Origin of the sequence: Nocardia sp. NPDC019395 (assembly GCF_040632335.1) — a bacterium.
GTDB lineage: Bacteria > Actinomycetota > Actinomycetes > Mycobacteriales > Mycobacteriaceae > Nocardia.
Map to the genome: position 1 here is coordinate 355,704 of NZ_JBEYBT010000004.1, position 12,236 is coordinate 367,939.

Annotated in this window: 12 protein-coding genes; 3 read left to right on the forward strand and 9 right to left on the reverse strand. The window is 67.8% G+C overall.

Annotation, left to right across the window (positions count from 1 at the left end; translation table 11 throughout):
• Nucleotides 1–42: 42 nt before the first annotated feature.
• Nucleotides 43–789: a maleylpyruvate isomerase family mycothiol-dependent enzyme gene (locus ABZ827_RS15100; RefSeq protein WP_357237255.1), complete on the forward strand. Its 747-nt coding sequence runs from the start codon at nt 43–45 to the stop codon at nt 787–789.
• Between the two features lie 21 nt (nt 790–810).
• Here the strand turns inward: ABZ827_RS15100 and ABZ827_RS15105 are convergent, their stop codons facing one another.
• From ABZ827_RS15105 to ABZ827_RS15140, 8 genes are all read right to left on the reverse strand, one after another.
• On the reverse strand, nt 811–2,484 hold the full coding sequence (locus ABZ827_RS15105) for an FUSC family protein (protein ID WP_357237257.1): 1,674 nt from the start codon (nt 2,482–2,484) through the stop codon (nt 811–813).
• 24 nt (nt 2,485–2,508) lie between these two features.
• Entirely contained in the window at nt 2,509–3,486 is a 978-nt protein-coding gene (locus tag ABZ827_RS15110; protein WP_357237259.1) for a glycine betaine ABC transporter substrate-binding protein, read from the reverse strand.
• Between the two features lie 29 nt (nt 3,487–3,515).
• A complete protein-coding gene (locus tag ABZ827_RS15115; protein ID WP_357237261.1) occupies nt 3,516–4,301 on the reverse strand; it encodes an ABC transporter permease in 786 nt (261 codons plus the stop codon).
• Nucleotides 4,298–5,485 (reverse strand): ATP-binding cassette domain-containing protein, encoded by a 1,188-nt coding sequence (locus ABZ827_RS15120; RefSeq protein WP_357237263.1) that lies wholly within the window; start codon nt 5,483–5,485, stop codon nt 4,298–4,300. Before ABZ827_RS15120 ends, ABZ827_RS15115 begins: the two co-directional genes overlap by 4 nt.
• Nucleotides 5,478–6,128 carry an ABC transporter permease gene (locus tag ABZ827_RS15125; protein ID WP_357237438.1) on the reverse strand — a complete coding sequence of 217 codons (651 nt, stop codon included), beginning with the start codon at nt 6,126–6,128 and terminating at the stop codon, nt 5,478–5,480. Before ABZ827_RS15125 ends, ABZ827_RS15120 begins: the two co-directional genes overlap by 8 nt.
• A 179-nt stretch (nt 6,129–6,307) precedes the next feature.
• Complete coding sequence (locus ABZ827_RS15130; protein WP_357237265.1) at nt 6,308–7,795, reverse strand: ornithine decarboxylase; 1,488 nt, start codon at nt 7,793–7,795, stop codon at nt 6,308–6,310.
• Nucleotides 7,785–8,105 carry a hypothetical protein gene (locus tag ABZ827_RS15135; RefSeq protein ID WP_357237267.1) on the reverse strand — a complete coding sequence of 107 codons (321 nt, stop codon included), beginning with the start codon at nt 8,103–8,105 and terminating at the stop codon, nt 7,785–7,787. Before ABZ827_RS15135 ends, ABZ827_RS15130 begins: the two co-directional genes overlap by 11 nt.
• A 117-nt stretch (nt 8,106–8,222) precedes the next feature.
• Nucleotides 8,223–8,453, reverse strand: coding sequence for a hypothetical protein (locus tag ABZ827_RS15140; RefSeq protein WP_357237268.1), 231 nt, complete (start codon nt 8,451–8,453; stop codon nt 8,223–8,225).
• A 173-nt stretch (nt 8,454–8,626) separates the two neighbouring features.
• Between ABZ827_RS15140 and ABZ827_RS15145 the strand changes: the two genes are divergently transcribed.
• Nucleotides 8,627–9,094, forward strand: a complete 468-nt coding sequence (locus ABZ827_RS15145) for a PPOX class F420-dependent oxidoreductase (protein ID WP_357237270.1) — start codon at nt 8,627–8,629, stop codon at nt 9,092–9,094.
• 81 nt (nt 9,095–9,175) lie between these two features.
• On the opposite strand, the gene ABZ827_RS15150 is transcribed toward ABZ827_RS15145, so the two are convergent.
• Nucleotides 9,176–10,141, reverse strand: coding sequence for a glycerate kinase (locus ABZ827_RS15150; RefSeq protein WP_357237272.1), 966 nt, complete (start codon nt 10,139–10,141; stop codon nt 9,176–9,178).
• A 685-nt stretch (nt 10,142–10,826) separates the two neighbouring features.
• Between ABZ827_RS15150 and ABZ827_RS15155 the strand changes: the two genes are divergently transcribed.
• Nucleotides 10,827–12,071 carry a cytochrome P450 gene (locus tag ABZ827_RS15155; RefSeq protein ID WP_357237274.1) on the forward strand — a complete coding sequence of 415 codons (1,245 nt, stop codon included), beginning with the start codon at nt 10,827–10,829 and terminating at the stop codon, nt 12,069–12,071.
• Nucleotides 12,072–12,236 lie beyond the last annotated feature (165 nt).

A 12,236-nucleotide genomic window follows, 5' to 3' on the forward strand; every position in this document is an offset into this window, starting at 1 on the left:
TCGATGGGTGCCGCGGGTGACGATCGGCGGTAGTTTTGCGTCATGAGCGCGCACACCGGCCTGGACTTTCCGCTTCTCCTCGCCGAGTACCAGGGGGAGTTCCTCGCCTCCATTCCCGACGCCGACCCGGCGGCCACCATCCCGGGCTGCGGCGTATGGACTGTCCGCGAGCTCGTCGAGCATCTCGCATTCACGCACCACTGGGCCGCCGCCAACGCGCGTGCGGAGAAGGCGACGCGTCTCGGGAAGGGCCCGTTCGACCTCGCCGATCACTACGCCACCTACGCGACCGAATTACGGGAAACCCTGGCCGAACTGGATCCCACGGCGACCGCACGAATTCTGGCGCACCCGGAACCGATGGGCCCCGGGACGGTCTCGTTCTGGCATCGCCGGCAGGTGCACGAAACCCTCGTCCACGGACACGACCTGCGCGCGGCGATCGCGGGCAAGGCGGCCTTCGGCCTCATGCGGGCGGTACCGGAAGTATGGGCCGATACGGTGGACGAGGTGGTGACCGTCTTCTATCCGCGCCAGGTGGGCACCGGGAGAATGGAGCCGCTGCGCACCCCGCTCGCGCTGGTGGTAACGGATCTCGAAACCGCTCCCGGATGGGTGCTCGGTGGGGTGGGAAGCGAAATCGACGACGTGCCGCTGCGTGTCTCGGGTTCCGCCGAGGGACTGGCACTGCTGCTGTGGGGCCGGATGACCCCGGACGAGGCCGGGCTGACAGTCGACGGCGACCGTGCCGAACTCGATGCGATCCTGCGACAGCCGATCGTTCCCTGAACGCCGCGGCTCGGTCGCCGGTTACGCCAGTTCCGCGAGGCTGCGGGACCATCCGGCGAGTTGGGCGGGGTCGGCCGGGGCATCCGCCGACACGTGGGTGGCGAGCACACGGTGACCCAGCCGGCGGATACGCCGATGCCGGGTCCAGTGCGCCTGGGCCCAGCCGGGTTCGTTGTGTGCGGCGTCGATCGCGCTGAGGGTCGAACCCATCAGTTCGAATTCCAGTTCCCGCCGCGCACCGGGTAACGCCGCACGCTCGTGCGGGAGCAGTGCCATCGACGGCAGTATCCGATCGATCGCTTCGACAACTCGCTGGTCGTTGCGCAACAGCACCCGCCGGTGCGCTCGGCGGTCGATCGACCACAGTGCCGCCAGACCGATCAGCACACCGATCACGCTCTCGATCAGCCGGTCCCGGACGACGGGCAGTACATTGCCGTACTGTCCGCCGCCACCCATCAGCAGCGCCAGCGGCGTGATGAACACGACCGCCAGCCCGTAGTTGCGCGCGACGAATATCTCGATCGCGAACTGCAACGCCATCAGCACCAGCACCAGGGCCCAGCCCCGCGGCTCCAGGGCGTAGAGACCGGTGAACAACACCAATCCCAGCGCGGTACCGCCGATCCGGTGCACGCCCCGATAGGTACCGCGTATCCGGTCCGGGCCCTGGTGCAGCAGCACCGTCACGGTCAGCACCGCCCAGTCGGGGCGTCCCAGCTCCAGCGCGACGGTGACGCCACCGGCCAGCAGCCCGGCGATCCCGATCCGGACCGCCGAGACCGCGGCGTGGCTGTCCGGCGACAGCGACCGCAGCATCCGGTACCGCAGCGACGGGCGCGGTGTCGGGGCGGGACGGCCGGTGTCGAACAGCAGATCCGATTCGTCGTCGTCGCTACCGGTCCGGTTCAGCGCCTCGGCGAAGTCTCGCTGGGCACCGGCAAGGGTGTCCACCAGCTCGTCCGCGCCGGACCCCGGTCGCCGGGCATCGTCGAGCAGCGCCCACGCCGTCTGTACTTTCATCGCGGTCGCGTAGCGGGCGTCGGTGCGATCGCCCGCGCCGCGGTCGAGGCCGGCGAAATCGCGGACCGCGGCGACCGCCGCGGCCACCGCCCGCTGTTCGGGTGCGTGGGCGCGGGTGAGTGCCGCCGACATTCCGACGATCAGTGCACTGACCCCGCCGATGAGTGTCCACAGGCCTACTTGAACTGGTGGCACCCCGTGGCCCGTGATCAGCGCGCCGACCCCGGCGGCGAGAACGAAGAAGAACCCGCCCGGCGGCCCCAGGCGCAATGCCGAATTGACGAAGGTGCCGGCCACCGCGACCGCCGACATCAGCACGACCAGTATCAATTGCCACCAGTGCGATCCGCCCGCGGCGAGCCGCGCTTGGATCAGCTCACCGGTGAAACCACCGGCGAACGCCGCGGCGGCCAGCGACAGCGCGGCCGCGCTGATCACCCGCCAGCGGCGCCGGTAGACCTGGCCTTCGCCGAAGATCACCGCCAGTGCGCCGGTCGCGGCCATTAGGCCCTGTTGTTCGTGCCCGAGTGCAACCGCGAGCAGCGCGGGCGCGCCGAAGGCGACGGCGGCCCGGGTCGCGCCGGGAAGCCGGCGGCCCGCGGGCGGTAATCCGAACAACACCGATCTGGCCGGTGCGGGAGACGGGATCTTCGGGCCGTCCGGGTCAACCAATCCGCCGCCTCCTCGTCCCGTTGTTCACTCCGCGGTGACGAACCCGTTCGCGACCATCCAGTCCCGCGCGACGTCCGCGGGTTCGCGGCCCTCGACATCCACCTGCCGGTTCAGTTCCGTGATCGACTCGTTGGTCAGCAGCCGGGAGATGGGCGCCATGGTCGCCACGATCTCCGGGTGCTCGTCGGCGAACGCCGCATTCATCACCAGCGCAGCATTGTACTTCGGGAAGAAAGTGCGATCGTCGTCCAGCAGCACCAGGTCGAGTGCCGGGATCCGGCCGTCGGTGGCCGCCACCGAACCGAACGAGCACTGATCGGCGTCTGCCGTCGCCTGGAAGACCACGGCGTCCTGCACGATGCGTTTGGGAACCCGGCTCTCGTCGATACCGTAGGCGCGTGCCATTCCGGGATATCCGTCCTGGCGCACATTGAACTCGGTGCCGACGCAGGTCGCCGCCGCGGCCGGATCCTTTGCGACCAGCTCGGCATAATCCGACAGCGACCGGACACCGGTCCGTTCGGCGGTGCGCCGGGCCACGGCGATGGCATAGGTGTTGTTCATCGGGGCCATCGCCTCCCACGTCATACCGTGGTCGGCGCGGTCGGCATCGCGGACCGCCTCGAACTGGCCCTGTTCGTCCGGCACCGGTTTCTCGTTGCCGAGGTAGTTGACCCAGCCGGTACCGGTGTAGTCGTAGGCGATATCGATCTGACCGTTGAGCTGGGCGTCACGCAGACTGTTCGAGCCCTGGATATTGGTCAGATCCCGCACTTCGGCACCGGCGGCGACCATCGCGAATTCGATGATGAAGCCGAGTATCTGCTGTTCGGTGAAATCCTTGGACCCGACCGTGATGGGTACGCCCTGCAACGCCGGCACCGGGCGGATACTGCCGGGACCCACCCGCAGCGGTACCGCACCACCGGATTGCAGACCGCAGCCCGCCAGCAGCAGTACACCCGCGAGCAGCAGCGGGCCGAGCACCCGTATTCGACGCAAGCCGACTCCCCGGACGGGACGCCGCATACTCATACCAGCCCCCGGGGTCCGAGCAGGCGTTCGGCGACCGCGCCCAGCCAATCCACCAGCAGTGCCAGTGCCACCGCCAGAACCGCGCCGACGACCAGGGTGACGTTATCGCGCAACTTGTATCCCGTATCGATGAGAATTCCGAGACCACCCGCGCTGACCAGGAACGACAGGGTGGCGGTGCCCACGGCCAGGACGAGCGAGGTGCGCAGCCCGGCCAGGATGTAGGGCACGGCCAACGGGAATTCGATCCGCCGCAGCACCGTCGCCGTGGACATTCCCTGGCCGCGACCGGCGTCGATGAGCAGCGGATCCACCTGCTGGTAACCGAGAATGGTGTTGCGCAGCACCGGCAGCAGCGAATAGAACGCGATCGGCGCCACGCCGATCCAGAACCCCGTGGTCCGGGTGACGAGATAGAACAGCACGATGAGGCCGATCGCGGGCGCGGCAGCACCGATATTCGCGATTCCGACGAAGAACGGCGCCAGCCTGCGGTACCCGGGCCGGGTGAGCAGAGTGCCCAGCGGGACCGCGACCACGACCACGATCAGCACCACCGCGGCGGTGATGAGCACGTGCTGCCAGGTGACGGTGGCGATATTGCTCGCGTTCAGGCTGGCCTGCTGGGTGGTGGTGAGGTCGCGTCGCAGCGCCCAGACCAGGACGCCGACGGTGAGCAGCAGGACGAGAACGGGTTGGACGAACAGCCGCAGGCCGTCGCCGCGGCGTACCGCCGCCGGTGTGCCCGTTTCGGTGGCGGGCTGCGTGGTCGCGGCCGTCATGCCGGTGCGTCCGTCGGAACCGGTTCGCCGCCGTGTTCGGCGCGCAGTGCGGACAGGTGGGCGACCAGGGTGTCGATTGTGATCAGTCCGGCGTATTCGCCGCGGGATCCGGTGACCACGCCCGTGGCGTTGCGGTCGGTGAGCAGCGCTTCCAGCCCGTCCTGCAGCGTCGATGCCATGGACAGGGTTTCGCCCAGCGGGGTCCCCGCTGTCCGCACCGACGTCGCGTGCGCCAGGTGCTCGGGGGAGATCCAGCGCAGCGGACGGCGGCGGGCGTCGAGTACCAGTGCCCACGGACCGTCTCCGACCGCCGCGCGGGCGGTTTCGAGCGAATCGTCGTCGGAGACGGTGGGGCAGCCGGCGAGTTCGACATCCCGGATACGGGTCAGCGTCAGCTGTTTGAGGGAGGCGTCGGCTCCGACGAAGCCGGCCACTGTCTCGTCGGCCGGGTCGGCCAGGATGGCGGCGGGAGTGTCGTACTGCAGGATGCGCGAGTGATCACCGAGTACCGCGATCCGGTCGCCGAGTTTCACCGCCTCGTTGAAGTCGTGGGTGACGAACACGATCGTTTTGCCGAGGTCGGCCTGCAGCCGCAGCAGTTCGTCCTGGAGCAGGCCGCGGGTGATCGGATCGACGGCGCCGAACGGCTCGTCCATCAGCAGCACCGGCGGGTCGGCGGCGAGCGCGCGCGCCACCCCGACTCGCTGCTGTTGCCCGCCGGACAGTTGCCGCGGGTAGCGCCCCCGGTAGGTACCGGGATCCAGACCCACCAGTTCCAGCATTTCGTCGGTGCGGGCGGCGATCCGCTTCCGGTCCCAGCCGATGAGCCCGGGAACGGTGGCGATATTCCGCGCGACCGTCATATGCGGGAACAACCCGGCCTGCTGGATCGAGTACCCGATCCCGCGGCGCAACCGGTCCGGGTCCATCCCGGCGGCATCGCGTCCGTCGATCGTGACCGTGCCGGAGGTGGGCTCGATGAGCCGGTTGATCATCCGCATCGTGGTGGTCTTCCCACAGCCGGACGGCCCCACCAGGACCACGATCTCACCGGCCGGAATCGTCATCGACACCGAATCGACGGCCGGCTGCTCCTGTCCCGGGTAGCGCTTGGTGACAGTGTCGAGCACGATCTCGACACCGGAGACCGCCGAGTTCCCGGTGGCGGTATCGGATTCAGTCACGGATCCCCCTCGGGATGGTGAAACGGCCGACGAGCAGGAAGATCCCGTCGAGCAGCAGAGCGAGTACGACGATGAGCACCGTGCCGGTGAGCGCCTGCGGTACGGCGTTCGGGCTGCCGAGCCGGGCCAGGCCGGAGAAGATCAGGTTGCCCAGTCCGGGGCCCTTGGCGTAGGCGGCGAGCGCGAGGATGCCCATGATCAGCTGGGTGCTGACGCGCATTCCGGTGAGGATCGCCGGCCAGGCCAGCGGTAACTCCACCGACGCGAGCACCCGCAGCCGGTTCATCCCGACCCCGCGCGCGGCGTCGACGACCGCGCTGTCCACGGCGGACAGGCCGACCAGGGTATTGCGCAGTATCGGCAGCAGCGCGTAGAGCACCAGCGCGGTCACCGTCGGCACGACACCCAGCCCGAAGATCGGGATGAGCAGGCCGAGCAGGGCGAACGACGGCACGGTGAGGATGGTGCCGGCCGCGGCCGTCGCGGCCGCGGAGCCGATCGGGCTGCGATAGACGAGGACACCGATCAGCACCGCCACCACCGTGGCGATCAGCAGGGATTGCACCACGGCCGATACATGCAGATACGAATCCACGAAAAGCTGATGCCGCCGCTCGACGACGAAGGTCCACAGCGTATCCAGGGTCAGACCTCCATTTGTCCGGTGCGGCGGGACTGTCGCGGCCTCACCGCGTCCGGACCGGGTGCCGGCGCGGCGCATCGCCGGCGAGAGCATAGGGCGGGTGCCGGCGACAGCGCGCCGCGCCCACCAGTCCCGGTGAGTAGGGTACCTCGCCGTGACCTGATCGAAACCTGACGGCGTCAGGCCGCGACGACTCGGACCGAACGCAGGCGGCGATCCGACGCGTCGGGCACATTCATTCCGTGCTCGTGACCGGTGCGCAAATACTCGAGCACGCCCGGGTCCAGGAGCTCGCCGGGAACAACGACGGGTATTCCGGGGGGATAGGGCGTGAGCTGTTCGGCCGCGATCCGGCCCGCGGCCTCGCCGATCGGCACCATCTCGGTGGGGCCGAAGAACGCGTCGCGCGGCAGCATCGCTGTATCCAGTTGCAACTCGCCCGGCTCGGGTAACCGGATCTCCCGCGGCGCCGCCGTGGGATGTGCCTGTGCCCGCCAGTCGCGCACGGCCGCGATCAAGGTGCCGGCCGTCTCGGCGTCGTCCGCGAGCGAGAGGGTCGCGAGCATTCGGCGATGATCGCTCATCCCCAGGTCGATCCGGCGATGTTCGCGCAGCCACGCCTCCGCGTCGTACCCCGTGACTCCGGTCGCCGAGATATCCATCAGTACTTGCAGCCGGTCGAGGTCGTGCGAGGCCTCCACCCCGAGCAGTTCCTCCTCCATCACCCGGATCCCGTGGATACGGTTCAGTTCGGCCCGGGCGTGCGCGGCGGTGTGTAGCGCGGAATCGAACATATCGTGCCCCCGCTGCACCATCTGCCGGCGCCAACCGTCGAGCGCGGCGTACATGAGCACGCTGGGGCTGGTCGTCATCAGCAGGTCCGCGCAGTGCCGTAGCCGCACCGGGTCGACGAGATCGCCCTGCAGATGAAAGACCGATCCCTGTTCGAAACCGGCGCCCATCTTGTGCACGCTGACCACACAGACATCCGCGCCGACATCCATCGCCCAGGTCGGCAGGCCCGGGTGGAACGGTAGATGTGCCCCCCACGCCTCATCCACGATGAGCGGTTTTCCCCGCTCATGGCATACCCGGGCGATACCTTCGATATCGGCGCAGGTTCCGTAGGGGCTGGGGCTCACGATCAGGGCACCGGCGGCGTCGGGATACTGCTCCCAGGCCCGCCGCACCTGCTCGGGTGACGGGGGATGGGAGATATGGCGTCCGGTATCCCAGCGTGGTGTTATCCAGCGCGGCAGCACCCCCGAGAAGATCAATCCCGCCACGATCGATTTATGACTGTCGCGGGCCACGAGCAGCCCCTGCCCGCTCCCGCCGGCCACGGCCATCATCGCGGCTTTGACCGACAGGGAACTCCCGCAGGTGGAGAAGAACGCATGATCCGCGCCGACCGCATCCGCCATGAGTTCTTCCGCTCGTGCCAGATACCCGCCCTGCGAGAGGCGGTCGTCGAGTCCCGGGGCAGCGAGTACATCGGCACCGAACGCGTCCCGGCCGATCACCTCCAGAACGCGTTCATCGACACCGCGCCCCTGCCGATGCCCGGGCGGGGTGAATCCGTAGCGGCCCAGCTGCCCGTAATCGCGCAGGGCCTCGAGTACGGGCGCCCGCGAATGGTCGAGATCACCCCGGTCGTCAGTGACCACGCGGCTCCCGCAGGGTCGCGCCTTCTCCCGTCTTGATCCGGCGGTGCTCGAACACCACGATCGCCACACCGGCCACCAGACATATGCCGCCGCAGATACCGGCCACGATCGCCCAGCCCTCGAAACCGTAACCGGCGGCGGTCAGGGTGAGCGCCACCAGCACTATTCCGAGCGCCGTCAGGATGATCCCCGGCCAGTTCCGGGCGTCTTCGATCGATTCCCCGGCGTGCGAACGGGTCGTCCGCGTGTCGTCGGGGAAGCTGTGCTCGTACGGTTCGTCACTGCGTTGCGGCTCGTGTCCGGCCACCATGGTCGTATCCTTCCTGTCGAGCTCGGGACCAGGGGTTTCGGCCCGAATACCCGCTGCGCGGAGGTTGAACCAGCGGGCCGGATCGGGTCCGGCGGCATGCCCCCGGGCCGCACGAAGTCAGCTCAGTCGCTGAGCGAGCAGGGCCTTGGCCTGCTCGGCGCCCTTCTGGCTCTCGTGTTGTGCGCGCCGGAAGAATTCGGCGATCTCGGAATCGCCGGCGCGTTCGGCGTCTCGGCTGTAGACCTCCATGCGCAGCGCGTTGCTCAGGCATGCCTCGGTGAACCAGATGAGGTTGTAGTCCTTGTCCTTGGTTCCGGTGAACTGGCCGGTTTCCTGCTGAATGCTCATAACGGCCTCCTTCTGCCCGTTCACGCCCGGTGTGCGGGCGTTCCTTCGTTCGACGATGTTCGATACCGTCACGGGCGCCCTACCCGGCCGCACCGGCGGTAAACCGCGGGGCAGCCCGTTGCTGGCTATGCTGCGGTCGCAGTTCTTCGCAGCACACGGACCGAAAGGCCTTCATGCCACGAATCGCCAGTGCCACCGCCGTCGACCGCGCAGCCCTGCTGGAGTTCCTGCGGACGCGCCACCGCGGCGTGCTCGTCACCACCCGATCCGACGGGTCACCGCAGATGTCCCCGGTGACCTGCGGCCTCGATCCGCAGGGCCGTATCGTCGTCTCGACCTATCCCGGCCGCGCCAAGACCCGCAATATCCGACGTGCCGCCCAGGCCTCGATCTGCGTGCTCTCCGACGATTTCAACGAGGCCTACGTGCAGGTCGACGGGCGGGCCGAGGTGCTCGATATGCCCGAAGCGCTCGACGGCCTGGTGGACTACTACCGGGGTATCGCCGGGGAACATCCGGACTGGGACGAATACCGGGCCGCGATGGCCCGGCAGAACAAATCGCTGATCCGGATCACGATCGAGCGCTGGGGTCCAGTCGCCACCGGCGGTTTCCCACCGGAGCACGATCCGGACAACTGAGTTCGCCGGCGCCTCGCCGGTATCCAGCCGGAACGGTGAGGCGCGGTTCTGCCCGGTGGCGGTAGCGGCTACCGCCGGCCGTCAGCGATACCGTTCCCCGATATACCGGCCGGCCGCATGCATGGCGGCGGCGTCGGAGGCCACGATCACCTCGGCGAACCGGGAACGATAGTCGCCGAGGTCCGCGCCGACCGAGCCCACGACCGCGTACACCGGGGTATCGCCCGAGCGAGCGAGAATCGCCGAGATGATCTTCCCGGCCCGGGTCTGATCGTCGAGACGGCCCTCGCCGACCACGACCGCGTCCGCTCGCGCGGCCGCCGCATCGAATCCGGCGGTATCCAGCACATACTCCGCGCCCGACCGCAATTCGGCGCCGTACTGTGCCCACATGCCGCCGGAGAATCCGCCGGCCGCACCGGTGGCATCGACACCGGAAGGATCCCGCGGCAGGCGGCGCGCCGTCTCGGCGAGGCGGCGCGTGAGCAGCTCCACGGTGGCCGGATCGGCACCCTTCTGCGGTCCGAAAACCCGGGCGGCGTCGAGATATCGGGTGGTGACGTCGGTGAGCACGGTGATCGCGGCCCCACGCAGTCCGCCACCGTCCGCGATGGCGGAGATGGCCCCGACGCCACCGTCGGTGGTTGCCGAACCCCCGGCCGCGACCACGATTCGCCGGGCGCCGCGCCGCACCGCCGCCGCGATCACCATGCCGGTGCCGTAGGTATCGGCCGCGACCGGGTCCCGTGGGCCGTCGTGCGGTGTGGTGATCCCACCGGCCGCGGCGATCTCGACTACGGCGATACCGTTGTCCGCGATACCGAAGTTCGCGGAACAGGCTGTGCCCCAAGGGTTGCGCGCCTCGACGGTCACCAGGCGCAGACCGAGCGGTACCATGAGTACATCCAGGGTCCCCTCGCCACCGTCGGCGACGGGAAGCCGGTTCGCCCGGCCTCCGGCCTCTTCCACGCCCTTCCCGACGGTCTCGGCGACCTCCGCCGCGGTGAAAGTGCCCTTGAAACTGTCCGGGGCGATGAGCACTGTCACAGCGGCATTCCCACGTCGAGCCGGTTGTCATCGGGAGCACGTCCCCCTGAGAAGCCCATGGCCGCGATTCTATCGATGCCGAGGTAGCGCTCGGCCCGGGTTGGAAGTACGGCCGACTTATAAAAGCTTGACCGATCGGTATAGACCGCAACTTCGCCGTAAATTGGTAGAGACCAAAATGGATTCATCGGTTACTGTCATTGACGACTCGGAGTCCGAAGATTTCGATGTTCGACGAGAAATCGTCCGCATTCCGGGGATTGGAGCCGGTGGCGAGATTGCGCCCGAGAGGGCCTTGCCGGTAAGTGGCCTAGACCATTGGTGGGTCCAGGTTATTCGTATTCGACCGACCGCCCTGACCGAACTACCCGTGTGTGGCACAATGCAATTCGTGTCTCGGTCGGTCCATGGCAACCCTGCGGTTACGGCGCCGCAAATGCAGGCGACTGCTGAGTTCGCGTGCTGCAGAATCCAGCGAGTACCCGCGCCCACCGAGGAAGCGGAGCCAGGCTGCCATACTGGCACGGACTGTGGGCGCGACCGGCAGTACCGCCCGGTGGCAGGCGCCATGCGCCACCCCCTGCCTCTCTGGAGGCGCCCACCGAGTGCTCGAAACGCTGCCGGCGACCTCCTCGGCCGACCCCCATCGAATATGCAGTAAGTCAGATCCAAAGGAGATCTTCGGTTGCAATCTCAGCAGGCCCCGCCCGACCTCGCGATCCATCCGGCCAGCACCTCCGACGGCCCCCGCGAGCCACTCTGGAGCGAGCAGTTCGCGGCGGATCCCCAAGGGGCGTACAAGCGCATGCGTCAGCGTTACGGGACGCTAGCGCCTGTCGAGATCGCGCCGGGCATCCCCGCGACACTCGTTCTCGGCTACCACACGGCGGTCAAGATCCTCAACGAGCCCGAACGATTCCCGGCCGATCCCAGGGTATGGCAGGCCACCGCCCCCGCGGACTCGCCGATCATGCCCATGGTGGAGTGGCGCCCGAACGCCGTGCGTTCCAGCGGAGCGGCCCATACCCGGTATCGCTCGGCGACCGTCTCCGCGCTCGACGGGGTCGATCTGCATGCGCTGCGCGTGATCGTCGAGAAAACCGCACGTCCGATCATCAACTCGTTCTGCGAGGACGGGATGGTCGATGTAATCGGCCAGTACGCACTGCCGTTGATGTTCGGCGTGCTCAACGGCATGCTGGGGTGTTCCCCCGACCTCGGTGCGCGAATGGTGCAGGCGATGGCCGCGATATTCGAATCGTCGGATGCCGATGCCGAAAAGGCCAATGCGATGGTCGCCGAGACAATGCTCGAGCTCATCGCGACGAAGCGCGCCGAACCCGGCGATGACGTCACCACCCGGCTGCTGCAGCATGAGACCGGGCTCACCGATGAGGAATTGATCCACCAGCTGGTCACGCTTTACGGCGCCGGCATCGAGCCGCCACAGAACCTCATTTGTAACGCGCTGCTGCTGATGCTGACCGACCCTCGATACAGCATATCGGAATCAGGTTTCCCGCCGTCTGCCCGGGCGGCTCTGGACGAAATCCTGGTGAAGGACCCGCCATTCGCGAATTACTGCATGAGCTATCCTCGGCAGCCTGTATTGATCGACGATGTCTGGCTGCCGCCGGATCAGCCGGTGCTCATCAGCATTTCCGCCTGTAATAATGATCCGGCGGTCAACAACGGTGACTATCTCAACAACCGCTGGAATCTCGCCTGGGGCGCGGGTCCACACTCCTGTCCGATGCATGCGCAGTCGTCGGCGATGCTGATCGCGGCCGATGCGATCGACCAGTTGCTGGACGCCCTGCCGGAACTCCAGCTGGCGGTCCCGGCGGAGCGGCTTACCTGGCGTCCGGGTCCGTTCCATCGCGCGCTGGCGTCGCTGCCGGTCGTCTTCCCGCCCGCCCCGAAGCTCTAGTAGCAGGTATGGCCGCCGCGAGCCCGAAACATACTGTTATCAAACATTATTGGACAAATAATGGTACAATCGTACCAATCAATCCGAATCCAGCCGCGGCGACGGGGCTGGCTCGGCTTGCTCGAGGTGGTCGTCATGGGGCAGTTCAGTAGATCAACAGCGAAG